A 24,878-nucleotide genomic window follows, 5' to 3' on the forward strand; every position below is an offset into this window, starting at 1 on the left:
TCTATGCGGCATGCTGCTCCTCCTGCGCGATGTGAATGGCGGCCCGGGCTTCATCCCCGGCGTACAGTTCTGCCGCCACGTGGGCCCGGTAGTCTGCTTCCTCCTTTTCACTGGTGCTCATCCAGTACGCCTCCCGGGAGAGCCACAGCTGGCCGACATCGCCGTCCAGGTGCCCACTCCCGCCGTTCTGGAGGACAAGGACCTCGCGGAACCGGTTCGCTTCGCCGCTCAGCGAGGCGTACAGGGCACGCATGGACGCATTCAGATCGAAGAGTGCGGCGACATCTTCTCGCTCGGACGGCTTGCTCTCCAGCAGGATGCGGGTGTTCGCGTTGTTGACGACGTCCTTATAGGCTTTTGCGGTCTCGATGTTCTGCATGGCCAGGATGGGAATCATCCCGAGGGAACGGCCCGTCATGAACAGGCGGTTGGTGAGCTGGACGAGACCGGGAAGCTCCTTCGCGACCCCCGCTTCTTCTATGACGATGACCTTCCGGCCTTCCATGTTCATGCTTCGATTCCAGACGAGTTCGTTGGTCAGCAGCGTCCCGATGGTCAGGAGCTGGGGGTGGTCAATCATGCCGCTGATATCGAGGTACAGGTACCGGGACTGAACGTTCACGGTGGTGGGGCCGTCCAACAGGCTCCCGATTGGCGTTTTTTCGGTGGTGTAGGCCCGGAGTTCGTTGGCGACGTCGCTCACCTCACGGCGCAGCTCCGACTCGGACTGGACGGGCTTGTCCCCCACGATGTTCAGACGCGAAATGATGTCCGCGAAGTCCGTCAGGGTCCCCTCGCCCGTGTAGCGGTCGACCACCTCACCGCCCCGGTCCACGGGCCGGGAGAACCGTCGGTAGAACACCTGGATGGCCTCGTGCAGAATGCTGACGCGCCGCCCACTCAGGTCGTTGATGCGCAGGGCGCGCATCAACTCCAGCAGGTACGAGATTTTTTCGGCAGTGACCGTGTCGTCCTCATCGCGAAGATCGAATGGATTGATGCGGACCCGCTCGCCGGAGGGGAGCCGGGCGTTGGGCTTGATGCTGACGATGGCATCGGCGGCACCAAGCGCCGTGAAGAGTGGGAGGTAGTCCCGTTTCGGGTCGACGACCGTCAGGGAGGCCTGATGTCGGTGCACCAGCCCGGCAGCGAGCATGGAGATCAGAACGCTCTTCCCCCCGCCACTGCTGCCCGCTACCACCACGCCCGCGTTGCGGATACCCGGTGCGACTGGCGAGATCGAGAACACGTTGCCCCGTCGGCCTCGCAGGGGCAGCACGCCTTCACGCGTTCCCGACCATGGACCAGCCTGCGGCATGCAATCGACCGCGTTCCGGTAGTACGCCGCCACCTGATACGCGCTGCGCTTCCCGCTGAAGGGCGCATTCTGCAGGTACAGGTGAATGCCGTCCGCGTGCGACGCGATGCGGGGCATGCAGCCCCCGACCGAACTGAAGGCCGCGAGTGTCCGCTCACGCCGTTCGTCCAGTTCCTCCTGAGAGCGAGCGAAGATGATGGCGTGCATGCTCATTTCCGTGAGGACCTGCCCCATCTCCAGGGCCTGCACCAGGGCCGTCCCTTCCGAGATGCGCGTGTACACTTCACGCCCGGCCTTCATGGAGGGATCACTGGCAGCCGTTTCCTGCTTGTCCAGTGACTCGTTGATCTGCGCGCGGACTTTCGGGGCGTCCACGACCAGGTACTCGACCATGAACGTGGAGTGCGTGCCGCCCAGGGCCTGGATGATTTCTTCCGTGGCACCGACGTGGGTGCTCCGGGTCGGCTTGAGGAACGACACGATGCCCACCCGGGTGTGGCCGACGGTGAAGCAGGCGTCATGGTCCAGATCGATACCGCTGCACGCGACCTGGGCGCGCATGGTCGCCACGAAGGGACGTGGCGCCTTGGGATTGTTCTTGAGCTTCTGGCCGACGCGGTAGGCGGCCAGGTCACCGGCGTCGAGATCCCGTTGATAGACGGGTTTCTCCGCGCTGGCCATACCCGGGTTGAAGTAATCGACGATACGCGCCCAGACGTCGTCACTGGACATGGGGCTCGTGCGCATACCGCCGAGGGTGAGCTGCCGGGCGAGGCGACTCTGGAGCGTGGCCGCTTTGGAGACCAGGGCTTGCAGGTTGACGTCCTTGTACGGCGTCTTCTTGGGTCGGCCGGGCACGGTGAGGGTCACCGTGAAGTAGGCCGAGCTGTCGCTGACCCAGTGGCCACGCCGCATGCGTTCGAGGACCGCGTGATTCGCCTGGAGCATCCGCTCGACGGGACTGCCATCCCGCTCGATGGGCGCGAGTTGGGCGAGTGCCGTCCGGGTGGCCGGGCGATTGTCCAGGTAGAAGCGCACCACGGCGCCGGCAGGCAGCGCTCCCTGAATCGCGGCCATGATGCGGTCCCGATTGGCCACCCGGACGTCCGGCGTGGCCCGGGCCGCGGACAGGAGATCGACGTTCAGCCCGAACGTCATCTTGTTGTCGAGCGTGAAGACCGTGCCGTTCTCGAGGCCGTGGTACGTCAACTGCTGGGTGAGGTTACTTTGGTTCTCCGCCACTTTCAGGGCGTTGCCGACGTCGTGGTAGGGCATTCAGTCCACCTTGAAGGGAATGGGTTCCGGGTCCGGACGGGTGGTGAGGCCGCCCCGGAAGTAGACGGTGGCGACGTAATGCTCCAGGAACACGGGGGGAAGCTGCTGGAAGATGTAGCGGACAATGGGCACCGTCACGAACCGGAACGAGGCCCACGCGACGGCACCCGAGACGACCGGGGCAAACCCCCAGTCGCCGAGGAGGAGCTGCATGAAGAAGTAAGGGAAGGCGGCCAGGACGACGGCGAGCATGAAATGCGTCACCTCGTCCAGGCCCGCCTTCGGGACCCCCTTCCGGTACTGTGGGAATGGAATCTCGTCCATACGTGGTCCGTCAGCAGACGATGCCGAACGACGCGCCCAGGGAGATCAGGGCGGGGATGATCACGACGGCGCCGATGCCCCGGAAGAGGTAGACGTTGCCGCCGCGGCCGCCGAAGATCATCAGGATCGCGCCGATGATGAAGAACACGAGGGCGACCAGCGTGACCCACTTGCTCTGGGGGAGGATGTTCACGTACTTGCAGAACACCCCGGCTTTGTCGTCCATGTTCTTCTGGAAGGCTTCGGGGGTGGCCTGCGCGAACGCACTTGAGGTGACGGCGAGGGTGAGCAGGACCACGAGGCGCAGGTACAGGGCGTTCACGGCGTGCAGGGCGGAAACGGGGCGGACAGGGTTCTGAGTGTTCATGGGTGGACCTCCATCCCGCACCGTGAGGGACGTAGGGGTGACCGCCCACGCAGGGGAAGTACCCCCCCCTTCGGGGGTATTCCAGATGCGCGTGGAAATTCGGGGTGCATGTCGTCACCCCGAGGACAGGCACGCTGACGGCATGCCATATCACGCTGAACACCGCGCCGAGATCGAACGTCAACTCCATGCCCTGGACCCCGACCTGACGCTGGTCGAGCCGGAGAGCCCCGAATTCTCGACCTTCCTCGGGCAGGTCTCCGCTCAGGACGCCACGCTCGCCCGGCGGATCAATGAGGCCGTGATCGACGAGCAGGCTGAGGAGGCCCGCGAGCTGTTCGGGAAGGCGAGTCAGAAGGGCAACGCCATGACGGTCCTGACCACGCAGTTCCAGCGAGCTCAGGGGAAAAGTGCACGAGGGAAGGGGCGGGTGCGTCCGGCCACGTTCGTCGTGGGCGCCGGAGGCCTGCTGCTTGCGGCCGTGCTGATCACGGCGGTCATGCCGGAGAAAAAGGCCGCCGCATCCAAGAGTGAAGAGGCCGTGTCGGAGGCCGTCACCCCCACGGTCGCGGCCGCGCCGACCAGTAGCCTGCCGCAGAGTACGCAGGACACCCCCACACCTGTTGAGCCGATCACGCCGAGCAGCACGCCGGTGGCTGCACCGGAACCCATCTCGCCGACACCGGTCACCCCTACGCCTGCTGCGCCAGCACCAGTCGAGCCGGTCACGCCCGTGCAGAGTGCATACCCAGACGTGACGCCCATGCCAGTCACCTCTGCGCCCGTCACCCCTACGCCGGTGCCCGTCACGTCGACGCGTCTCCCTGATCCGTACGGGGGTTCAGTTGCGGCCCCGCAGCCGATCACGGCGGCGCCCGTGCCCGTGACGGCCAGGGCCACCCCCGTGACGGTCACCCCTACGTCTGCCTTCACCGGGGTAGCCCCTGCTGCGTCTGCGGCACCCGTCGAACGACAGGCCCTGATCTCCCAGCAACCTGCAGGGGCAGCCAGTCAGCCGGAGACCCGTCCCGCGGTCGTGGCGACGACGCCCGCGCCAGCGACCCCGCGTGCGGCCTTGACTTCCACGACGCCTGCGGCATCGGCTGCACCCCAGGCGACGGGCTTGGTGTCTCGCGCGGCCACGGAGCGGCCATCTGCCAACGCGACGGGCGGTCTCGTTTCCAGTGCTGCTGCCACGCCCGCGCAGTCGGGTGCCCTGGTCAGCGCGAGCACTGCGACTTCGCAGGCCACCACGACGGGCGGCTTCGTGTCCACGAGTTCGGGGCGTACCGTGCAACCCGAACTCTCCACCCCGGCCACCCCTGCGTCTTCACCCGCCCCTACGCCCTCCGCAGCTCCTCAGGTGGCCGGTGATGCCCGCAGTGTGGCCATGCCGGGGAGTGTGGTGGAAGCGACCCTGACGACACCGGTCGCCGTGTATCCCGGAGTCACGCATCCCGTCTGGGCACGCTCTGCTGACGGGGCGATGTGGCGGGGCACGGCTTCCCTCGATGACCGTGGACGGATCCTGCTGGCCTTCACGATGCTGCTCACGCAGACGGGCACGCAGGTACCTGTCACTGCTTATGTGGAGTCGTCGGACGGCCCTGGTATTGGCGGGCGCGTGCGGACCGCGTCACCGAATGCCGCCAGGACGGCGCTGAATGGCCTGCTCACTGGCGTTCAGTCCTTCGTGCAGTCCCAGTCGGCCAAGTCAACGACGTACTCCGCGTCAGGCCTGGTCACGACGCAGGAGCGCCCGCAGAACTTCTGGCTCGCGCTGGGCGGCAACCTGGCCCAGGCGTTCGTCGTGCCGGACACCAAAGCGCAGGTCGTGCCCTTCGGACAGCTGCCCGCCGGAGAGCCGCTCGCCATCCGAATCGACGTGAGCGTGAAGTGATTCAATCACCTCCCAGCCCTCGCCCCACGCCCATGGACCGGCTCGCTCAGGCGAACCGGAATCGGCAGGCGATCGAGGAGCTGCTCGCAGTTGACGACGTGCTGACCGACGCGATGCTATCCAGGGTGGGGCTGGACGGCACGCGTTTCCCTGGGCTGACCCTGTCCGTGCAGCCCATGCGGAAGAGCTCCTGGACGGTGGACGTGACGTTTCGCGCAGCCTCGGACTCCAGGCTGCGGGACGCGCCGATCAGCTCCCTGTCCCACGCGGCAGGCACAGCGGCCATGCGGTGGCAGCTGGCCGCGAGTGCCGAGCAGTGGACGATTGACCGGGGCGGCCGTTTTCACCGACCGGACGCTGTCATGAAGGACGGGGAAGAGCTGGTCGCCATGGAGTACGACGCGGGATACGACCGCCGCACGATCCGCCGCAAGGTGCGTCAGTTCGAACCGTACAGCAGACTGGTCTGGGCGACCCCCAGCGCGATCCGATCCGCCCGGATGAAGGCGGACTACCCGCACGTAGAGGTCATCACGGTGGACTACTGGAGTGCCCAGACCTGAAGGTGACGCTGGTACTGGACCTGCCGGTCGTAGTTCTCGGGCCGGGTGACGACCAGAATGAGCGTGCTGGAGTGCAGTCGGAGGGTGCTGCGGTGCCGCCGGATGAGGGTGGCCACCCACTTCGTGCTGGGGGGCCCACTCGACACGCGGATGTAGAGCACGTGCTCTCGCCCGGCGGCATCGTTCAGGCGCAGTGAGCGGGACCCCACAAGGGTCACGGTGTACCCACGCGCGACGGCCATGAGGGTCGCTTCGCGCAGCGCCACTTCATCCGTAGCCGTGCTCGCGGAGAGGGGTTTCGGGTTCGTGAGCTGGCACGCCGCCCGGCCAGCCGTACCCAGGATGACCACAGGACCGAGGACGCCGTGCACGACCCGCAGGAGGTCCTGCTGGACCAGGGCGGCCACGTCCACGCGGCCATCGAGATCCGCGAGTCGGCGGCTCCCGATGGCCAGGTCGTGCAGGAGAGAGGAAACGTCCGCCAGAGCATCGGCGGACGTTTCCCGGTTCAGGGGTTCACTCAACTGGCACCCAGGCGCTCGACCGTGACCGTCCGCAAGACCTCAGCGGCCGCCTGCCCGTCCACGCTGCTGCCCTGCCACTGGGCGTTGATGCTGGTGGGGGCAGTGGTCAGATCGACCTGACCGTACTTCGTTTCGCCTGGGTTGACGCGCACCACGGCGTCCGTCGCCCCCAGGCCTTGAACGCCGTTCAGAGTGAGGCGCCGTTCGTCGAACGTGACCGGGACGCTCCCGGAGTTGGTAATCCGGTAGTAGACCCTCGTCTGCTGCCCGTTGGTCAGGGCGCGAAACTCGACGTCCGCCCGTGCTGGCAGAGACACGGGCACGGACACAGGAGAGACGGCGGGTTGTGGGGTGACCTGCGACGTGACCGCCCTGGTCGGCGTGGAGGTCGTCGTCCGAGGAACGGTTGCAGTGGGGGCAGATGCAGTGGGGGTTGCAGCGACTGCACGGGAGGCCGTGGCCGGAGCTGGCACGCTGGTCTGCGGGAGCGCGTTGGTGGGTGCGGCCTGAGTGGGGAAGCCGGGGATCTGCTGCTCGGGTTCCGGCGCCTGATCAGCGCGAACGATGATGTTCCGCACACCGCCACCGCGGGACGGCGCAAGGCGCGCCTGGAAGAAGTACACGCTGTCAGCCGTCATCACCAGGATCGGGTACGAGCCGGTGCTGGCCGTCGCTCCGATCACCACCCGTTGACCGCGCTGGGAGAACTGCAGGACGCCCTCGCGGGACGTGATGACATCCACCACGTCATCGGGGAGATTGAGCACCCAGATTTCGCCCATGGCGATATCGAGAATCCCGTACGCCTGCTTCAGATCACTGGCGCGGTACTCGCGGGTGATGCTGCCGCCCATGTACGTGTTCTGGGGGGCCTCCATTGGAGCTGCGGAGGCGAGGCCAAAGGCCAGTGATGCTCCCAGGATGACCATCTTCAGACGCGTTTTCATTTCTGCTCCTCAACGTTCACGGTGAGTGGGGTGGTGACGGTTTGTGTGCCATCGGACGTCGTGATCTGCAGGACGTACGCTCCGACGGTCTGAGTGGCGGCCGCGCTGATCGTGAAGCCGAGCGGGTCGGTGTCCCGCGTGACGCTCAGCGCGCCCGTGATGCCGGTGATCCGCACGTCGGTAGCGAGTTCTCCAGCGCGGTCCGGCGTGATGGAGACTCGGCGCTGCTGGCCGGGCTGCAACGTCAGGGCCGTGATGGGTTTGACGGTGTACGGCGTACGGGTCGTGGGGGTGACCGTCACGGCCAGGACGGCCGTACCGCTCCCGCCCGTGGCAGTGACGGCCAGCGGCACGCTGTAGGTCCCTGGGGCCGCCCCGGACTGCACGGCGACGGTCAGGGCGCCCGTGCTGGGCGTCACGGTCAATTCCGCCGGAACTTCGCGGGCGGTGATGTTCAGGCCCGTGACGGTGTCAGTGGTGCCACTGACTTTGCCGGTCACCTGGACGCGTGTAGAGCTGCCCGGTGGGAGGGTGACGGCACTGGGATTGAGGGTGACCTCGATGGTCTGAATGAACGGATTGCTGAAGGCCCCGTTGCCGCATGAAGACAGCAGGAGGGCGGCGGGCAACAGCACGGTGCTGAGTCGTCGCATGCCCCGAGTGTGTGTGACGTAGGGGTGACGAAACAGGAAACCCCCGAGACACAAGGTCAATCGGGGGCATCTTCTGCGGGTGAGCGCAGTTCGCGTGCAGGCCTGGGACGCAAGGTCAACCAGTAGGGCAGGCGAAGTCAACGGGGTGATGATGAGGGTTCAGGTGATGCTGAGGATGTGGATCACGTTCACAACCTGGACTGGTTGTTCCCGCTTGTAGGTGACGAGTGTGGACGTGTACTGGGTGTGCACGTCGTTGATGGCTGGTGCGGTCACGCCTTCTGGGACGTGGCGCTTACTCGTGACGGTTCCGGCAGTCATGATCTGACGGCTGGTGGTGGGCACGAGGCGGTGGTGCGTGGAGGTGACGGTCACGGTCTGTCCAGCGGTGGCGTGGAGCAGGGCCTGACCGAGTGATCCGGCGGTGCTGACTTCGCCGATCTGGGGGTGTCCATCGGTGAGGCGGACAGTTTTGGGGACGCCGGCGATGGTGATCTCGAAGGTGCGGCCGATGTTGCTGTCCACGTCACCCGGTTCCACGTCGAGCAGGTCGCGTTCGAGTTGACTGATCGCGGCGTCTGTTTCGAACATGCGGGTGCGGGCTTCATCGTAGGCGGCACTTTCACGCAGGTCCCCGTCTTCGATCGCGCTGCCCATCAGTTCGGAGATGGTCTCTCGTTCCTGTCGGAGGGCGCTCAGGCGGGTGAGCATGTCGGCGTGTGCCGCGACGGAAACCACACGTTTCTTCGCCGTGGTGGTCCGGCTGGGGCGCCGTTTCTGGGGAGTGGGTTCCGGGACGGTCCGCTGAGGAGGGGTGGGCGTGTACGGCTTCCACTTCTCGACGGGTGCAATCTTCCGGACGCGGAAGGCGGGTTGGCCTTCGCTGTGGAGGTAGACGCGCCTGCTGTCATCCACGCCGTCCATCTGATCGAGCGCGGCCAGCACGCGGGCGCGCAGGTACGTGTCACTGATGGTTTCGGCGAGGACCCGGGCGTCACGAGGTGACGCGTCCCAGGGGATGAGCAGGCCTTCGACGTCGAGGACCTCGGTCAGGAGGCTCTCGCTGAGGACCTGATACTCACTGTGCGCGAATTGGGTGGCTTCCAGCGCGCCCGCTTCACCCCTGGAGAGGACGGTTTCCGCGTTGAACACGCGGTCCACTTCCATCCATGAACGGGAGAGACGCACCAGGGCGCTTTCGGCACGGAGGTCGATGTCCACGCCCTCGCGGGTGTGCACGGTCAAGGGGTCAATGAAGTCGCGTTCCGTCACGGCCACGCGGTCACCGGACTTCACGCCAGCGAACGGCATGCCTTCGGTGATCGCGGTGCGTTGGTGGCGCGCCATGACCCCAGCCTTCACAAGGGCGAAGAACGCGTCGTATAGGGCGGGGTACTGCTGTTTTGTGCCGATCAGGACGCCGGCCAGGGGCGCCGTGATCGTCACGTCATCGCCGCGTTTGCGGGCAGCGGCTCGCTGGGCGGCCACACTGGCCTGCTTGTCCACGCAGCGTTCGAGGAAGTCAGGGTCGATGGTCCGGCGAAGGAAATCGGCGACGTTCCGCTTGGGGGCGTGGGGGGCGAGCTGGGCCAGATCAAGTCGGTCATTCATGGGTGCTCCAGGGGAGCGGTGGGGGGATCTCTCCCCACCGCAATGGGGAAAGAGATTCAGTTCAGAAGGGCACGTGAATTTCGCTTGCGCCTTCGGGGATGGACCACCAGGCGTCAGCCCACCACGCGAGCGGGTTCTGTAGGGCCAGGTGATCGTCCAGGATGTTGTCCTGATCGACCAGGGCGAGGAGTGCACGGCCCAGGTTCAGGTCGGTGCCGCTCTCTTCGAGGGCTTCGGCGCAGTTCGTGAGCGTTTCGCTGACGCGATGCGCCGCCAGGTACTGGGTCCGGATGTCCTTGGCGTGATCCAGGGCGGCGATCCATTCCGCTTCTGGGGCGACGTCCGCGGCAGCTTCAGCAGCAGCGAGTTCGCCTTCCAGGCGGAGGAGGGTCAGTCGGGCGTCGCGCGCCCGGGCGTCGGCGCTCTGAGCGCAGGCTTCGAGCGCGAGTTGCATGGGACGGACGTAGCGGGTGCCACCCTGAACCCGGACGCGCTGGGCGCGGCGGGTCGTGATAGGCACGTGGGCGAGCTGATCAAGTGCGTCTTCCGCGTGTTTGATGCGCACACCGGCTTTCACGCAGGCGGCCACGAAGGTCCGGTCGGCCTTACCCTGACGGTCCAGCTTCCGGCCGTAGAGCACGGCGGCCGCCAGGTTGAACCGGAAGAGGAGGGTGGGGTTGGCCCGGTGCAGGGCACCGGCGACGGCTTCGTCGTCCTTGGACGCACGCTGGAGGGGGGTACCGATCAGCGCCGTCAGGAGGGCGGAGCCCAGCTGGGACGGACGGGAGACGGCGGTCTTGCCGCGCAGGGCTGCCTGCACGCCGCGCAGCGCTTCACGGACATCATCCATGGGCGCGTTCAGGGGCGTACCGGTCAGGGTGAGCGCGAGACGTGCCGCCGCGATGGCGTCATGTCCCTGGCCGGGAATCCCGGCCTGCTCGCAGAACTGAGCGAACCGGTCCCGCACCTGACGTTCCTGCTGCCGCTTCCGGTGCACGGGAAGGAGTTCCCGGACAGGAAGGCGAGTGAGGACCGCACCGTGGATGGGGCCGAACCGCTGGTAGGCGCGCAGGGCGCGGATCTGATCCAGCTGGTGGAGCGGGGCTTCGTAACGCTGGGGCGCCACGGGTTCAGCGGTGAGGATGTCCGCGAGACGCTGGTCGCCGTCTTCGCCAGTGACGGCGTCGAGGCGGTGCGCTTTCGCGTTCCGGTTCACCCACAGTTCCGTGACGGTGGCCAGTGCGCGGGCCTGCCGCATCGTCGACTCGCTCAGTTTCGGGCGGGCCAGGATGGCGCGGGCATTCGCTCGCACAGCGCGGGCGATCCACGCGGGCGTCAGGGGCAACACGCTGGTGCGGGCTTCCGGGAGGGCTTTCGTGGGGATGGTCTTCCCGTTGACACCGGCGGCCAGGAAGGTCGCGGTGACGCGGCGCAGACCGCCTTTTTTCACGATGAGGTTCTTGCGGCCTTTCGGGAGGTGGCTCGCGGGACGGGTCGTCTTGGCCAGACGGACCCACTCGTCGAAGAGGGCGCCGTCGTTGCCGACCGTGGCGAGGAGCCTGGAGCGCCCGGAGGCGATCGCAGCGGGTGCGCCACTGGCACGCTTGTCGTCGACCAGACGTTCGGCCGCCATGGGCATCTCTGCGGGCAGTTTGTACTGCACCCAGGCCAGCCAGCGGAAGCCGTTCTGGTTGGGGTTCCAACCGGTCCGGCGGATTTTCCCGCCTTCGGTTTCAGTGACTCGCGGGAGCAGCTTGTTCAGCTGGTGCAGGGCGCCGTCATACGCTTCGAGCAGCCCGCCGAAACGGGTGCTGTATTCGTACGCGACTTCCAGGATCAGCGGGCCAGCGTTGCGCGCGAGCTGGTCACGAGCGAAGAGCTGCTGGTCAGGCGTTCCCTCCGTGGCCATGGAGGCCAGGTGCAGGGTCTCGACGTCCGTGAGTCGGACGTAGTCGTTTTTTACCTGACGCAGCACTTCGAGGAACACATCCTCCCCGAGCACGTTCGGGACGGCAAGTACGGTTTGGTGGCGCTTCTCGCTCCAGATTTCACGTTTCATGGTCATGGGAGGCTCCTGGTGGAGGTCCGGACCGAAGCTGCAGCGCCGTGCCCCGTATGGGACCCCGGCACGCAGTTCGTGCCGGGAAGGATCGGGTGGACGGGGCTTAACGGGGCAGCAGCTGCTGAAGCTGGTTGGTGGGCACGATGACCCGGTAACCGACCCCGCTGGTGGGGCGGAAGTTGACGACACTGGTGTCGCCATGCGTGAGGATGATCAGACGCACGGACCCGCTCACGGGCACGGTCCTGGACTGCATGCGGTCCCAGCGCGCTTCGCGTTGAGCGTCCTTGATCGTGTCGATCAGGTCGCCGACGTGCAGCGTGACGGGCGCGAGGCCAGCGGCCTGCAGGCGGATGACCATGCGGCCATCCTTCAGGTTGTCCGTGCTGCGCTGAACGAGCGTCAGGCGGGTGCTGTGCTCTTCCCAGCCTTGCAGGGTGACGATCAGACCGCTGATGAGGAAAGCGGCGATAGTGGCCACGCCGAAACCGGCGGGCAGGTCGAGCAGGATGACGGCGGCCATCAGGGCGAGGGCGATGACGGCAACGGCGAACTGCTGACGGGTGATGATGAGCATGACGCACTCCTTGTGCCCACGGATGGGCGGTGAAGGCGGAGTGCGTCAGCAATCAATGTGTGGGCCCGGGAGGGCGCCAGCACACTGCTTGCTGACGCACTCCTGAGCGAAAAAAGAGAAATCCTGCCGGTCCCCGTGAAAGGGGGTGCCCTCGTGGGGGCCGGCAGGATTTCGACAACGGGGGCGAAGTGACCTTCGCGGAGAAACTGAGATGACTGTAGCACCTTCTGCGCCGCGCTACAGCGGGAAATGCCACGTCGGATCCACCAATGAGAAAATCCCCGAGACGCAAGGTCAATCGGGGATCATCCAGCCGGATAGGGCTGTTGTTGTACGGTTCGAGGACACAAGGTCAACTCGGCGCGTACAGCATCTCAACGGGGTGACTCAGAAAGGCAGGTCCTCGTCGGGCGGGAAGTGATCATCCAGTCCCTGATCGATGTCGAGTCCTCCCGAGTGGGTGGGGGCGGGGCGCGTCGGGGCCGGGCTGCTGGAGCGGGAGGCTCCGGCGGCGACAGGCTGACGTGCGGGGGCGGGCGCGGCACTGCGGGTCGGCGTGCTGCCCTGCGCGGTGGTGCCACGGGCGAGCGCTTCGACAAGGGACGCTTCCACCTTGGTGGTGTTGCGCTTGTTGCCGTCGCGATCCGTCCAGGCTTCGTTGGTGAGGCGTCCCTGCACGAGCACGGGATCCCCTTTGCGGAGGTCCTTCATGCGTTCGGCGAGTTCGCGCCACAGGGTGACGTCGATCCAGTGGGTCTTCTCCTGCTTCTGACCCTGACGGTCGTTCCAGGTCTCGTTCACGGCCAGGCCGAGTCCGAGCACGGCGTCGCCGGCGGGTGTGTAGCGGAGTTCGGGGTCACGGGTGACGTTGCCGATCAGGATGACTTCGTTCATGCCGCCACTCATCCGCACACCGCCTCCGGCGTCCTGAATGAGTTCCGGCGAGTACCCGAGCTGCTCCATGCGCTGGGCTTTGACGCGGACCATGCTGCGCTTGCCGCCTTCCGGTGCGTCCCACTGGCTGTACTCCACGCTGCCTTCGACCATCACGGCGTCGCCGGCCTTGAGGTTGCGTTCGGCCTGCCATTCGGCGGGTTTGCCGAGGATGGACACGCGGTGGTACCAGGGGAGTTTGCGGGGCTGGCCGTCACTGCCGGTGATGTGATCTTCACCGGCGATGGTGGCTTCGAAGACGGCGGTGCCGCTGGGGGTGTAGCGCATTTCGGGGTCGCGAGCGAGAACGCCGATCAGGAAAACGTGATTCATGCCTCGTGCCATGGTGTACTCCTTGCCTCCAGTGTGGAGGACTTCAGGTCCGGGGGCTGTCCGCCCTCCGGTGAGAAGGGGGATCAGCTGGGCGGGTGAAGTCGAGTGCGGTCGGGGGAGCCCGGCACGCTTTGGACGGTGCCGGGCCGCTCGAGGCGACCCACAAGGGTTACTGGTGGTTCAGGCGGGCCTGAACGGCGGGGAAGAGGTGGAGTCGGTCGGTGCGGATGGGTTCGCCCAGGGCGAGGCTGGTGCCTTGCTCCTGTGCTCTCACAGCTGCTCTGAGACTCTTGGGGCAGGCCCCGAACTGGAACTTGGACGTGCCGCCGACGGTGTATTCGAGTACGAACATGAGGCCTCCTTCCGGAGGCTGCAGTGGGGCCCGGAGGCCGCATCAGCAGCCTCCGGGCAAAGCAAAACCCCACCGTGCACGTGCGTGCAATCCCGAACGGGAACGGTGGGGTTTTGACAACGGGGGCAGGGGGTGAACCCTGCAGGATTTCGTGCTGCCATTGTTGGCAGAGTCCAGCCCCCGCGTCAAGTGCTCCTCCCGTACCGCACCCGCCGGGCGCGCAGGAAGGTGTCCAAGGACCCGGGCATGGCTTCACGGCGCTCGTGTGCGACGTAGGCCGCGCGAGCGGTCTTCGGGGCCGCGTCATGGCCGATCAAGCGCAGGTACCGGATGGTGTCCTCGATGGGCCGTCCAGTGGCCGCCCACTCGCGCGCGACCAGGTGCGCCGCCCGCGCTTGATCTTCGGGTGGGAGCTGGGCGTATACGTCCTCCAACGCCTGAGTGGCGGTCTGTGGCGTAGAACGGGCATCTGTGCTGCTGTACCCCCACGGCTCGCCACGTGGTGCGGTGTACGCGGTGCGCATGCTCGCGCGGTACTCGTCCAGGGTGTACGGTGCCCCCCGACCATCCGGGTGTTGGTGCCCGACATGGCTGACGTACGTCTGGCCGACCTGGAGCACTTCCGCGTGGCTGTAGCCGTTGTTGTACAGCGCCCACGCAAGGTGATACCCCGTGTCGTTCCGGCCACCGAGTGTTCCGTCCTGAACTTTCTGGAGTGCCCAGTCGAGGATGCGGCTGCTGGGGTATCGGTCGTCACCGCGGGGGAGAGGACCGGTCATCGGTGGTGGCGCCGGGAGTGGTGGCACCAGGCGGAGCGCTTCGCGCAGGGTCAGGGGCAGGTCGTCGAGCGTGTCGATGTCCGCCGGGTCCCGGAGGTACACGTAAGGCCCCTTGCGGGTCACGGTCGGCGGCAGGATGGCGTTTCCGCCGTCGCCCCGGACGTCGACGCAGTCGGGGGCGCCGTGGGTGGACTTCCCGACCAGATTCCCGACGCGCCACTCGGGTGCCCGTAAGTGCCAGTGATAGCCGCCGCCCGTGCGGACGTGCGGCCGGATACCCAGCGAGTGGGCGTACGCGCGGCCTTCGTCACCGTCGAAGTCAATGACGATCCGGCCACTGATGCGGCCGGTCACGAGTGCCATCCCGACGTTCTGCGTGTTGGCAAACCACGCCGTGACGGTTTCTGCGGAGGGGGCGGCAGTCTGGAGGGGCTTCCAGCTGGCCCGGAGGCGCGCGGGGTTCTCAGGGTCTGGACGGTGGTAGCCCGTCCGGATTAGCAGGGCACTGTGTGGATCCTTGTCCCGGTCATTGCCTGCGTGCACGGGGAGGATGGAGCACCCCCGTGCCAGGCACGCGAGGGCTTCATCAAGCAGCGCTGCCATCGTTCACTTCGACCTGGGGTTCAGTGCTCGGCTGGCTCTCGTCCACGGGTTGCTGGGTACCTTCTGCACCTTTCTTCGGAGTCACGGCTGCGGGTTTCCCGGGTTGACGCTCTTGCACGGTCGATTTTGGGGTACGGTCCGGGCGGGGCTGAGAGCGAGCCTCAATGATGGCCGCCAGGAGGGACGCGTCAATGTGCACCGCGATGTTCGCCGGGATGGGCGCGTTGGTGGGCTTGAGGAGGGCCCGGATTTTGGCACTGATGTCGCTGAGCCACGCCTGGGAGTTCGCGTCGAGCAGCATGAGGTAGTCCTGCTGCTCACCGGAACTGGCCACGGGCACAGCGGCCAGCGTGCCACTGCGGACGGCCTCGTGGACGAGGCGGCTGAACAATGGGCGCAGAGCCTCAGGGAACGTCTGGGCGGCTTGGCTGGAGAAGGTGGTGGTCATGCGGGGTGTACCTCGCTGAGGGTTCTGAGCAGGCGGGCCAGTTGCCGCGGGCTGGTCAGGCAGAGTTTCATGGGTTGCAGGAGCGCGTCCTCAAGGGTTTGAACCTTGTGTTGCAGGGCGGGGAGCTCGTCGTTGTGCATCAGGGTGCCCAGCACGAGAAGGTGCCCGTTCTCCGTGCTGTGGGGGTACAGGCGTCTGGTGGTGAAGGGGACGACCGGGTGGTCTCGCAGAACGCCAGGGGTAGGCGGATACGTCGTGGGGTCGATGTAAGGCAGGCCGAGCATGGCAGCCCGCGCGTCCGCTTCTTCCTCCGGATTGGGCCGGTAGTTCTCCCACGCAGACCTGGGCAGGAGCGCCGCCAGGGCAGCGGCATCCTCCACGTCCCGCCAGTGCGCGCGCGCATCCGGATAGACCAGCGTGAAGAGTTCCCGGAAGGTCGCGGGCGGGGCCAGATCAATGCGGAGCGTGGCCTGACCGCCCGGCACGAGTGGGTTGAAGTGGGCGCGGAGCGACGCGAAGTCCGTCACGCGGGCGAGCGGGTCAGGGCTGAGCAGGTGAATGGTGGTGAAGGCCCTGACACGTGGGAGAACCAGGTGGTCGAGGGCGAGGTGGAGGGGCAGCAGGCGGGCGTCGATCGGGCCAGCAGCGGCCGGGTGAGGGACAAACGTGCGGTTGCTGCGGTGGGCGAGTTGCGCCCAGACGGTGTCGGTCTGGGCGCCCAGGTGCCGGTGGAGGGCGTTGAGGACGCTGCCGCCATGCTTCAGTTCTGCCGCCGTGCTGGCCAGTACCGGGGCTGGAATCAGCCCCGTTCGCGCGTACTGGTCAAGGGTCTGCATGTCAGAGGATGTTGCCGTCTGCCCAGCACGTGCTGGCCGCGAACCGGGCAAAGCGGTCGAAGAGTGGATTGGGCGCTCGGGCCGCCTGGATCTGCGTGCGGATGCGGAATGCCTCGCGGGCCAGGGACCGCAGGCGGGTCCCACTGCGGCCCAGATCATGCGTGCCTTCCTGCTTGGCGAGATGATCGGCTTGTTCCCAGATTCGCCGCGCGCCATCTGTGGAGTGGTGGACGTCGATGCGGCCACCGCCGCCTCCGACTTGGAGGACCCATTCCATCATGTTGAGTTCCGCGTCGATCAGATCGTCGCCAGTGGACGCCGTGGCGTGGACGACGATGGTGCCGAGGCCGACCATGACGACGCCGGTATACACGCGTTCGTAGTCCGTGATGGCGGCGGTGTGGACGACGTAGGTGACGAGGGGGCTGGGGGTGGGCATCTTGCCGTCTTTCATGAGCTTCATCAGGTCACGCCAGATGGGGGATTCCCGCTCGGGGCGCGCGAGGACGAAGCTCTTGCCGGATTTCGCCAGCGAGCGGGCGAGTTCGCCGTACTCGTCACTTTTATTGCGCAGGTCACGGATGGCGTTGGTGATTTCGGATTCGGTGGTGTGAATGCGAATGGTGCTGCGCGTGCGGCTGAGGCGAGCGGCCTCGGTCAGGGCTTGCACGACCCAGTTGTCGTCCTGTGGTTGGGAGTGGTAGTTGCCGATCGTGGCGTCCAGGCGCGCGTCCTTGAGCACGTGGACGTAGGTGAGGATGCCCGCGAACCGGGTGATGTAAATGTCGTCGAACTGACGGTATGACCGCTTTGGAGGGGCTGGCTCGGCCGTCTGGCCCTGAGCGGGCAGCTGTGCCGTGGGCTGGGAAGCTGCGGGTGCCGGGGGCGGTGGCGTGAACGCGGGTTGCACCTGCGGTTCTACGACCCTCGGTTCCACGATCTGCGGTTCTCTGACCGTCGGCTCCACGATCTGCGGTTCTCTGACCGTCGGCTCCACGATCTGTGGTTCTACGACCGTCGGCTCCACGACCTGTCGCACAGCGACTGGTTGGGCTGGGCGGGCCAGCACGGGGGTTGGACTTGGTATGGGTGAATCGCTCATAGGTGACCTCCAGCGGTGTGCCGCGTGTGGGTGGAGCAGGGCGGCCGGTTGCCCTCACGGGTGGACCGGTGCGCCGGGTGGCACGCGGCGTTTGACCCTGCGGCTGCGGCGCACGCGGCCCGCGAGGGTGAGGCCGGTGGACCAGCGTGCGGGGTGCGGGGCGCACCGGCGCGCGGCGGGTGGCGGCGACCAAGGGCTCGGTGATCGGCGCGGTCGCGGGCTGGGGTGCCGGCAGGTCACGGAGGTACTCCAGCACAAGCAACGAGCCAGTGCGGAGGGCGGCGCAGCCTCGCTCGACCAACTGCTCGGCGGCCTGAAGGATGGTGGACCGGGCGAGCTTGAGCTCGGTCACCATGCGGGTGATGCTGTCCCGCCGCGCGTTCAGATTTTTTACGTGGTCGAGGACGCGCTGGATGTCCTGGTCGTTGGCGTCAGGCGCAGGTTGCTCGGGCTGTACGACACTCAGGATCCGGGTGCGTTTGCCGTGCAGGCTGATCGTCACGATGGACTGCGGACCATCCAGCAGCCAGGCCAAAAAGGCCGCGCTGATCCCGAGGCGTTTGATGATGGGCAGCCGGACGCTGGGACCGTGGCGCTTGAGGTCCTCGGCGAGGAGGTGCAGGTGGTTGGTCCGGGCGGCGTTGATCTGGGCGGTGACGACGTAGTAGACGCCGGCCACGCAGGTGATGGTGCCATCGGCTAGGCCCTGGGTGAGTTGTGTCCGAACGTGGTCTTTGCAGATCGGCGCAGCCGCGCGCAGCTCCGTGAGGATCTGCATGGTGGTCATGCACATCCCGGTTGTGCTCAGGTGTTGGAGGACGCGGCTCATGCGCGCACCGTGTCAAATTAATTCTCTCCAAGTCTGATCGGGAGGGCGATGCGCTTTTCGTTGTTTGGGACGGTGTTTTCGCCCAATCTCTCCAATTCTCATGTTCTTATTTTTACTCAGAATGAAATACTTAACAAAATTTTCTTAATCTTGTAGTCAGACTTGGAGATATTGAGAATTTTGTGAGGTTTTGGGGGTATTATGAGTGAAATTTGGAGATAAGTATTATGAGAGTTGGAGATAAATATAGCCGTTTTTGGCGAATTCCACTCATAATTCAGTCAGACTTGGAGAGATTGAGGGGTTCCATGTCTAGACAGATTTGATCACAGATGCCCGTTCCCCCTGCTGAGAGGATGCCGTACCCATGCCAAACCGTCCACACATCCTCACCGACCTGCGTAATCCAGCGACCACCGTCGTCTCCCTCGTGGCCGGCAACGGGTATGGCAAATCGACCCATCTGGTCGCCCTCAGCACTGATCCAGGGCACCTCTACATCCGGTTGAGCGACGCCGACCCTGATCCGATCAGCATCGCCCGGGTCATTGCTCGCGCACTCCCATCTCACCCGGGCAATCAGCTCCCGTACGAGCTCGCCCGGAGCACCGTGACTGAACGCGCGGCAGCGGCCGCCTTGCGGCATGACCTGAACCTGCACGCCCCCCTCACGCTCCTGCTCGACGACGCCGAAACGCTGAACAACGACGGCCGCCGCTTCTTCACCAACCTGCTTCCTCAACTCTCTGGCATCCGCTGGATCGTGGCCAGCACCACGCCAGAGGACTTCCCCACCCGCACCCTGCGCCTACGCAATGTGCCCACTCAACTGATCACAGACCGCGAACTTGCCCTGAGCACGGACGAGATGCGCAACATGGGCCTGACTGACGCGCAGATGGAATTAACGCAGGGTTGGCCAGCCGCCGTCTCGCTGATCACCCTGGGTGACGACCCCCGCGTGGTCGCGCAGGAGCTGCTCCTGACCGTGCCAGACACGATCATCCCGTCCCTTCGCCGCGCGAGCCTGCTGCCGACTTGGCGCACCCTTGATCCAGTCAACACCGCCTTAAACCTCACGGAAGGGTGGCTTGCGACGGCCCTGTCGTATGGCGTGCCCTGTACTCGCCTCGACAGCGACGCGTGGGTGCCGCACCCCATCGTGCGGGAAGAGCTGCGCCTCCAACTGCGAGTCCTGCCGTCGGAGTACGCCAGCGCCCAACAGGCGATCGCTGGGGCACTCGAAGTGCATCAACCCATGGCGGCCGTCGAGGCATACCTGGCCAGTGGCGCCGGTACGGAGGCCCGTGCACTCCTCGAGCGGATGCTGCCGACCCTGCGGAGCGCAGAACAGCTGTCGGCGGCCCTCCCGCTCTTCCAGCGGGCCTCACCTGAACCTGGCTCACCCCTGCACGTCGCATTCGCCCAAGCGTGCTTCGAAGCAGGCGCCCTGGTCCGCGGACTCAGCATGGCCGAACAAGCCCTTGGGGCCGGCGCCGACCCCGCCAGCACACACGCCTTGATCGGCCAATTCCGGTACCGCACCGGGAACTACGAGCTCGCCGTGCAGCACCTGCAGGCCGCTATCACCTCCTCCACCCAGGCGCCGCCCTACGCGCTCCTCGCGCAGCTCAGCCTGGTGTACGCGCAGCATGCCCAGCAGCTCACAGGGGACGCTGCTCGCGAGTACGCGCAGAAAGCGGATGAAGCGGCCTATACCGTCCTGGCGACCGGAGACCTGACAGAGGAGCTGGGCAGCGCCATGGTCCTGGCCCGTGTCGCCCGTACCCTGGCGTGCGCGGTCCTGGGTGCCCGCCAGGCGGGCCGTGAAAGTGCCCGTCTCGCCCGGGAGGCCGCTGAGGTCCTGACGCCCAGCCTGGACGTCCTGACAGCCCTGCACCAGCTGGCCCGGTACTGGGCGGATGACGGCGATCTGGATACCGCGGCCGAGCTCCTCGCCCTGGCCGTGTCCATGGATACGGCGCAGCGGGATACCGCCCTGCAGGTGGCAGTGACTCGGGCGCGCCTGTACCTGCGGCACGGTGATGCGGATTCCTGCGCGCACTACGCCACGCAGGCCGCGTCCATCGCGGAAGAGCTGCATCATCAGCCGGCGCTGCGCGAAGCGTTGATCCTGCTGGCTGCCACAGCCGTCCTGCCTGTCGGTGACGCAACGTCCATCCGCCTCCAGCGCCTGCGCGACCGTCTGGGCCATGAACGCGACGTCAACACGGCTCTGGCATACCTCGATCAGGCCTTCCTGAACCCCAATCGCCGGGTGTCCGGCAATCGCCTGCAACTGCCCCTGGAACTGCGCGCTCTCCTGGTGGTCGCCGCGCTGCGGTCGCAGACCCTCGACATCACGCTGTCCAGCGAACTGGACTTCCTGTACCGTCGGCTCGGCGCCGGCGTCATCAACAGTTACGGGCAGCTGTTGCAGGTGGCGATTCCCCGCCTGCTGCAGGGGGTGCACAACCGGCAGAACCTGGAAGTCGCCATCCTCCGGCCCATGCCGGAAATTCGCGTGAACGGGACAGTACTCGACTTGCAGCCCGTCCTGGTGCTGCCCATGATCATCCTCGCCCAGCGTGGCGAATTGGCCGTCTCAGCCGCGCAGGACGTGTATGCCCCCGACTACCGTGGGAAGCCGGAACAGAATCACTACAAGTTGAAAACCGCGTTCAAGGCGGCTACGGGTCAGACTGCGCCGCTCGGGTCCGAACGCGGCAGTCTGACGCTCTCCGGCTGGCACGTACGGAGTGATCTGAACGCGCTCAGCGAGTGTCCATTCCAGGATCTGCTGCGGCTGTACCGCGCCCCGGTGTACGCCCGACACGATCCGACACCCGCCCTGACGGATCTGCGGGATGAAGCCCGGCGGATCCTCGCGCAGCGGCTCGCGCAGTGGTCACGAGTCGACCCGGACGCCGCAGAGGCCGCCCGGGTCGAACTGTGCACGCGTGATCCGCTGCTGATCAGCCTGTCTCATCCAGCGGGTGCGTTGGCACCGTGAACCCAGGCGGGGGAATGCGGAAACCCCGCTCAGCTGGAGGATACCGGTGCTGCTCTGGACCCTCCCACCACGCGGCCCGAATCGTGGCCTGGATTTCCTGTGCTTCATGGGCCGTCTGGGCCCGTGCGATCACCGTCCAGCGGCCGTAGTCCTCTGGGGTCGCGTACGCCGTCTCGAACATCGTCCCGTCGTCGGCTTCCTCACAGGTGAAGTACGTGTACAGGTACACGTCCCCACGCAACATCAGGTCGGCAAACCCCACGACCCGTTCCGCTCGCTTCCAGTACCAGTCGGGAACGTATTCGACTGCGGCCACGGTCCGGTCGGGCATCAGCATGCGTGCCCGGCCGGGCGCGATAGGCCTGGGATCCAAGAATGTGAAAACGCGCCCTGCCATTTCGATCACCCCTATACCGATGAAACTCTCCGGTATGACATCAAACCGCATTGCTGCCCTCCTGTTCTGGGCAACGGTCACTCATCTTACGATGGGCGGGGGAGCTGTGGCACAGCATGTGCCCGTTAGGTACGTGTCCCAGCCGTCTGGGTACGTGTTGCAGGGCATGCCCTTGGTACGCCAGACCTTCAACGCCTGTGGTCCTGCCAGTATCACGCAGGTCCTCGAGTACTACGGGATTCGGGTGACACAGGCGGCCGTCTCTGCTCAGACCCGCCCTACGTCCCGCTCGTATATGACCGCGCGCGCGATCGTTGATTACGCCCCACAAGTTGGGATGGAGGCGCGCCTGTTCCGTGGTGGCAGTGTTCAAACCGTTCGCTCGGCCATCCGGAATGGACTGCCGCTGATCGTCCTGCAGACGCAGATGATCGCCGGGCGCAGCATCCCGCACTGGCGGGTTGCATCCGGATTCGACGACGCCCGCCGTCTGGTGTACCTCATGGATCCCCTGCTGGGGTACGTCACCATGCCCTACGCAGATTTCGAACGGGTCTGGGCGGATCATCAGGGCACCTTCGCGGTCCTGTACCCCCCCGCCCTGCGGGACGTGGTGCGCCGCGCCATCGGCTGAGGAGCGGATCATTGGTCCACCGTGACCGTGGCTGCGCGCCACCGTGCAGCCAGCCGGGGCACACCGACTGGCGCGAGGCCCGTGCGGGCTCTGGCATCGCCCTGGATGTACAGCTGCGCGTTGACCCCGGTCGGTGCACCGATCAGCGATCCGAACAGGGTTAACGGGGCTGTCACGAGGAACTGATCCGTGATGACTGTCGCGTGGGTCCGCACGGTGCGAGTCGTCACGGTCACCCTGGAGGCCTGAATGGACAGGGCGTCCGTGGACAGGTCTGACGTGCAGGAGTCGACTGAGCAACTGGTCTGCGTGTACGTGAGGTTCCCGTCCACCTTCGCGGCCCCCGTCACGACGAGGCTCAGTGAGCGCGCCACGCTCGGCGCGTCAGGGTTGACGGGACGGATCACCACCTCCGACCCTGCGGGCGTGATGCCGATCGCGCCGGTCCACCCTGAGATGAGGGTGGCGTTCCGCACGCTCCCTTCCTGTAGGTCGCCGTCTGTCGTCCCGAGGTACGTCGTGCACGCGAAGAACGACACGCAAGCTCGGATGTACTGCTCACCACTTGCCAGGACACCGAGGTCGACGGTGTTGGCCACGATCGTGAGGCCTGACAGGCTGGGTGTGGTCATCCCGGCCGTCTCTCCCGCTTGGCCGACGCTGAGGGCACCGGTGAGGTCAGCCGGGTGAGCGGGCGTGGGGACGATGGACATGACATTGGTGCGGGTGTCGGCGAGATTGACTTCAGCGGCGCCGACACATCCGGCCGTGACGACCTGACAGTTGCTGGTGCTGAGGGCTCCACTGAGATCCACCGTACCTCGCAGCGTCAGTCGGCCATCCACGTGCGCGTCTCCCTGGATGCGGACGCGCGAATCGAGCGTGGTGTCGCCGGCGCTCAGCAGGGCGTACGCGCTGGCAGGGGGCGCACCATAGCGCGCGTTGAGTGTGCCTCGGCGAACGGTGGGGCGACTCGGCGGTCCTGCCACGAGGAAGAATTCGGCCTCCATGGCCCATAGGTTCGTGCCCGTGCTTTTCAACTGGAGGGTTGGAGCTGTCTGTCCTTCGGGCAGCCCCGTACCGCACGCCGTGGAGGAGAAGTAGATCCGAATCTGGCTTCCACTCCCGTCGATGTTCCGGGTGCACCACTCGTCGACCTGGCGTTGCAACTGGCTTTGGAGTTCTCCGGTCGCATGTGAACTCGCGGCTGGTAGGGACCGGAGGAGTGTGCCTGCATTGGCTTCCAGGAGGCGTTGACCGTAGGTCAGGGTGTTCTGTTCCTGGATGCGAATGAGGGTGCCCCGCGCGACGGCGCGTGCGGTCCGGTCGCTGGTGTTGGCGGATTGCAGCATGGCGCCGCTGACGGCGGCCAGGATCACAAGGACGATCAGGACCCAGATGAGGGTAAAGCCTCTCGGTTGCATGCCGTCAGCGTGGCGTGCGTGGGGGTGGCGACACTCATGGTGTGGTGTGCTGAGATGCCGTCGGGCGCGACGAGCTGGCCGGGTGCAACGGGTAGTACGCGACGGGCCAGTTCTGGCTGGTCCGGTGTGTACAGGGCAAGAGATCACGCGGGACGGCCGCGAGGGCCAGGGCAAGATGCCGGGCCTCCTGAGCGCCCCATTGGCCCTGGCTGACCGCCTGATAGTGAACGGTTGATCCGTCCGTGGCCCTGCCGTCCGGCTGGATGCGCTGAGTGGTCTGCCAACCCAGTTGCCAGGACGTCGTCCTCGTCAGGTAGGTGATGCTCCGGAGCGCACCACGCTCCTCCATGGTCTGCTGTACGCCGGGTCGGGGCAGATCTAGGACGAGGACCACCTCGCCGATTGACGCTTCCGGGTGGGAGAGGTGGACGACAGTGGCGTTGTGATGCCCAGCCGGTACCTGTGCGTCCCACAGGATCGGGGTGGTGTGGGCACTCTGGCGGCGGCCGCGGATATCAGTGATCAGCAACCGCACGTGGGGCGGCAGCATGATCGGTATTGGTGCGGCGTACAGACAGGCCTCCAGGCCATCCCAGTAACCATCCTGGGGAACGTGGAGTGGGTACTGCGCCTGCATGTATGCGGCACTGTGAGCATCGCAGTGCGCCGAGAGGTCGTGCTGGTTCAGGACCTGCTCTGCCGGGCCGTACCACACGCCCTGGGAAGTCAGGATGGGTTGAGAGAGGCGAACCTGCGGTCGTCCGCCCGCGCGATCCACGACCCAGGCGAGACGGGCTGCATCGATGGTCTGTCGGAGCAGCTGCTCGGCGAGCGGGGATGCTGTCGGAGAATCGCGCGTCATGAGGTCAGCTACGGCCGCACCGACGACAGCGCGGTAGAGGAGGCCATTGTGCAGGGTGCTGAGCGCGTACCGCTCCTGCAGATGCTGATTCAGGAGGGCGAGATCCTGCTGGCCGGGTTTGGGCGAGAAGGCCGCACTGTTCGGTCGGAGTGTGAGCGTACCCGCAGCGATATCCATGGTGTCCACCGTCCCATGCCGGGGGGTGACCACGT

General features: G+C 66.1%; 23 protein-coding genes. 5 read left to right on the top strand and 18 right to left on the bottom strand.

Annotated elements, in window-relative coordinates; translation table 11 throughout:
• Nucleotide 1 precedes the first annotated feature (1 nt).
• The 3 genes from EXW95_RS01520 to EXW95_RS01530 are packed head-to-tail and all read right to left on the bottom strand — an operon-like array spanning nt 2 to nt 3,284.
• Nucleotides 2-2,593, bottom strand: a complete 2,592-nt coding sequence (locus tag EXW95_RS01520; protein ID WP_078305730.1) for a VirB4 family type IV secretion system protein — start codon at nt 2,591-2,593, stop codon at nt 2-4.
• Nucleotides 2,594-2,917: a hypothetical protein gene (locus tag EXW95_RS01525; RefSeq protein WP_078305731.1), complete on the bottom strand. Its 324-nt coding sequence runs from the start codon at nt 2,915-2,917 to the stop codon at nt 2,594-2,596. It abuts the gene before it with no gap.
• 10 nt (nt 2,918-2,927) lie between these two features.
• Nucleotides 2,928-3,284 carry a hypothetical protein gene (locus tag EXW95_RS01530; RefSeq protein ID WP_078305732.1) on the bottom strand — a complete coding sequence of 119 codons (357 nt, stop codon included), beginning with the start codon at nt 3,282-3,284 and terminating at the stop codon, nt 2,928-2,930.
• Between the two features lie 142 nt (nt 3,285-3,426).
• Here EXW95_RS01530 and EXW95_RS20320 point away from each other — a divergent pair, with 142 nt between their 5' ends.
• Both EXW95_RS20320 and EXW95_RS01540 read left to right on the top strand, forming a co-directional pair.
• Nucleotides 3,427-5,184 carry a hypothetical protein gene (locus EXW95_RS20320; RefSeq protein ID WP_217449152.1) on the top strand — a complete coding sequence of 586 codons (1,758 nt, stop codon included), beginning with the start codon at nt 3,427-3,429 and terminating at the stop codon, nt 5,182-5,184.
• Nucleotides 5,185-5,216: 32 nt separating this feature from the next.
• Nucleotides 5,217-5,747, top strand: a complete 531-nt coding sequence (locus tag EXW95_RS01540; RefSeq protein WP_078305733.1) for a hypothetical protein — start codon at nt 5,217-5,219, stop codon at nt 5,745-5,747.
• Here the strand turns inward: EXW95_RS01540 and EXW95_RS01545 are convergent.
• From EXW95_RS01545 to EXW95_RS01600, 12 genes are all read right to left on the bottom strand, one after another.
• Nucleotides 5,726-6,271: a hypothetical protein gene (locus tag EXW95_RS01545; RefSeq protein ID WP_078305734.1), complete on the bottom strand. Its 546-nt coding sequence runs from the start codon at nt 6,269-6,271 to the stop codon at nt 5,726-5,728. The two genes, EXW95_RS01540 and EXW95_RS01545, sit on opposite strands and share 22 nt — an antisense overlap.
• Nucleotides 6,268-7,218: a hypothetical protein gene (locus EXW95_RS01550; RefSeq protein ID WP_078305735.1), complete on the bottom strand. Its 951-nt coding sequence runs from the start codon at nt 7,216-7,218 to the stop codon at nt 6,268-6,270. The genes EXW95_RS01545 and EXW95_RS01550 overlap by 4 nt, the downstream gene beginning before the upstream one ends.
• Nucleotides 7,215-7,871, bottom strand: coding sequence for a hypothetical protein (locus tag EXW95_RS01555; RefSeq protein ID WP_078305736.1), 657 nt, complete (start codon nt 7,869-7,871; stop codon nt 7,215-7,217). The genes EXW95_RS01550 and EXW95_RS01555 overlap by 4 nt, the downstream gene beginning before the upstream one ends.
• Nucleotides 7,872-8,030: 159 nt before the next feature.
• Nucleotides 8,031-9,482: a transcription elongation factor gene (locus tag EXW95_RS20425; RefSeq protein ID WP_240501494.1), complete on the bottom strand. Its 1,452-nt coding sequence runs from the start codon at nt 9,480-9,482 to the stop codon at nt 8,031-8,033.
• A 61-nt stretch (nt 9,483-9,543) separates the two neighbouring features.
• On the bottom strand, nt 9,544-11,547 hold the full coding sequence (locus tag EXW95_RS01565) for a hypothetical protein (RefSeq protein WP_078305737.1): 2,004 nt from the start codon (nt 11,545-11,547) through the stop codon (nt 9,544-9,546).
• Nucleotides 11,548-11,647: 100 nt separating this feature from the next.
• Nucleotides 11,648-12,121: a hypothetical protein gene (locus EXW95_RS01570; protein WP_078305738.1), complete on the bottom strand. Its 474-nt coding sequence runs from the start codon at nt 12,119-12,121 to the stop codon at nt 11,648-11,650.
• Between the two features lie 387 nt (nt 12,122-12,508).
• The gene (gene ssb / locus EXW95_RS01575) at nt 12,509-13,399 is read right to left on the bottom strand and encodes a single-stranded DNA-binding protein (protein ID WP_078305739.1); all 891 of its coding nucleotides are present in this window, start codon (nt 13,397-13,399) and stop codon (nt 12,509-12,511) included.
• Nucleotides 13,400-13,556: 157 nt separating this feature from the next.
• Nucleotides 13,557-13,739, bottom strand: coding sequence for a hypothetical protein (locus EXW95_RS01580; RefSeq protein ID WP_055364262.1), 183 nt, complete (start codon nt 13,737-13,739; stop codon nt 13,557-13,559).
• A gap of 185 nt (nt 13,740-13,924) precedes the next feature.
• A complete protein-coding gene (locus tag EXW95_RS01585) occupies nt 13,925-15,121 on the bottom strand; it encodes a bifunctional DNA primase/polymerase (protein ID WP_078305740.1) in 1,197 nt (398 codons plus the stop codon).
• Nucleotides 15,105-15,569 (bottom strand): hypothetical protein, encoded by a 465-nt coding sequence (locus EXW95_RS01590; protein ID WP_078305741.1) that lies wholly within the window; start codon nt 15,567-15,569, stop codon nt 15,105-15,107. Before EXW95_RS01590 ends, EXW95_RS01585 begins: the two co-directional genes overlap by 17 nt.
• Nucleotides 15,566-16,405: a hypothetical protein gene (locus EXW95_RS01595; RefSeq protein ID WP_078305742.1), complete on the bottom strand. Its 840-nt coding sequence runs from the start codon at nt 16,403-16,405 to the stop codon at nt 15,566-15,568. Before EXW95_RS01595 ends, EXW95_RS01590 begins: the two co-directional genes overlap by 4 nt.
• 1 nt (nt 16,406) lies before the next feature.
• On the bottom strand, nt 16,407-17,444 hold the full coding sequence (locus EXW95_RS01600) for a hypothetical protein (RefSeq protein ID WP_254605451.1): 1,038 nt from the start codon (nt 17,442-17,444) through the stop codon (nt 16,407-16,409).
• A 199-nt stretch (nt 17,445-17,643) separates the two neighbouring features.
• On the opposite strand from EXW95_RS01600, the gene EXW95_RS01605 reads away from it, so the two are divergent.
• Both EXW95_RS01605 and EXW95_RS01610 read left to right on the top strand, forming a co-directional pair.
• Nucleotides 17,644-18,210 carry a hypothetical protein gene (locus tag EXW95_RS01605; protein ID WP_078305744.1) on the top strand — a complete coding sequence of 189 codons (567 nt, stop codon included), beginning with the start codon at nt 17,644-17,646 and terminating at the stop codon, nt 18,208-18,210.
• A 493-nt stretch (nt 18,211-18,703) separates the two neighbouring features.
• Complete coding sequence (locus tag EXW95_RS01610) at nt 18,704-21,349, top strand: hypothetical protein (RefSeq protein WP_144012366.1); 2,646 nt, start codon at nt 18,704-18,706, stop codon at nt 21,347-21,349.
• Here the strand turns inward: EXW95_RS01610 and EXW95_RS01615 are convergent.
• Entirely contained in the window at nt 21,312-21,827 is a 516-nt protein-coding gene (locus EXW95_RS01615) for a hypothetical protein (RefSeq protein ID WP_160329957.1), read from the bottom strand. The two genes, EXW95_RS01610 and EXW95_RS01615, sit on opposite strands and share 38 nt — an antisense overlap.
• A gap of 85 nt (nt 21,828-21,912) precedes the next feature.
• On the opposite strand from EXW95_RS01615, the gene EXW95_RS01620 reads away from it, so the two are divergent.
• Nucleotides 21,913-22,380, top strand: a complete 468-nt coding sequence (locus EXW95_RS01620; RefSeq protein ID WP_058979574.1) for a C39 family peptidase — start codon at nt 21,913-21,915, stop codon at nt 22,378-22,380.
• 8 nt (nt 22,381-22,388) lie between these two features.
• On the opposite strand, the gene EXW95_RS01625 is transcribed toward EXW95_RS01620, so the two are convergent.
• Both EXW95_RS01625 and EXW95_RS01630 read right to left on the bottom strand, forming a co-directional pair.
• The gene (locus EXW95_RS01625; RefSeq protein WP_078305747.1) at nt 22,389-23,804 is read right to left on the bottom strand and encodes a type II secretion system protein; all 1,416 of its coding nucleotides are present in this window, start codon (nt 23,802-23,804) and stop codon (nt 22,389-22,391) included.
• A gap of 34 nt (nt 23,805-23,838) precedes the next feature.
• Entirely contained in the window at nt 23,839-24,843 is a 1,005-nt protein-coding gene (locus tag EXW95_RS01630; RefSeq protein ID WP_144012367.1) for a hypothetical protein, read from the bottom strand.
• Between the last annotated feature and the right edge of the window lie 35 nt (nt 24,844-24,878).

Origin of the sequence: Deinococcus sp. JMULE3, from assembly GCF_013337115.1 — a bacterium.
Lineage (GTDB): Bacteria > Deinococcota > Deinococci > Deinococcales > Deinococcaceae > Deinococcus.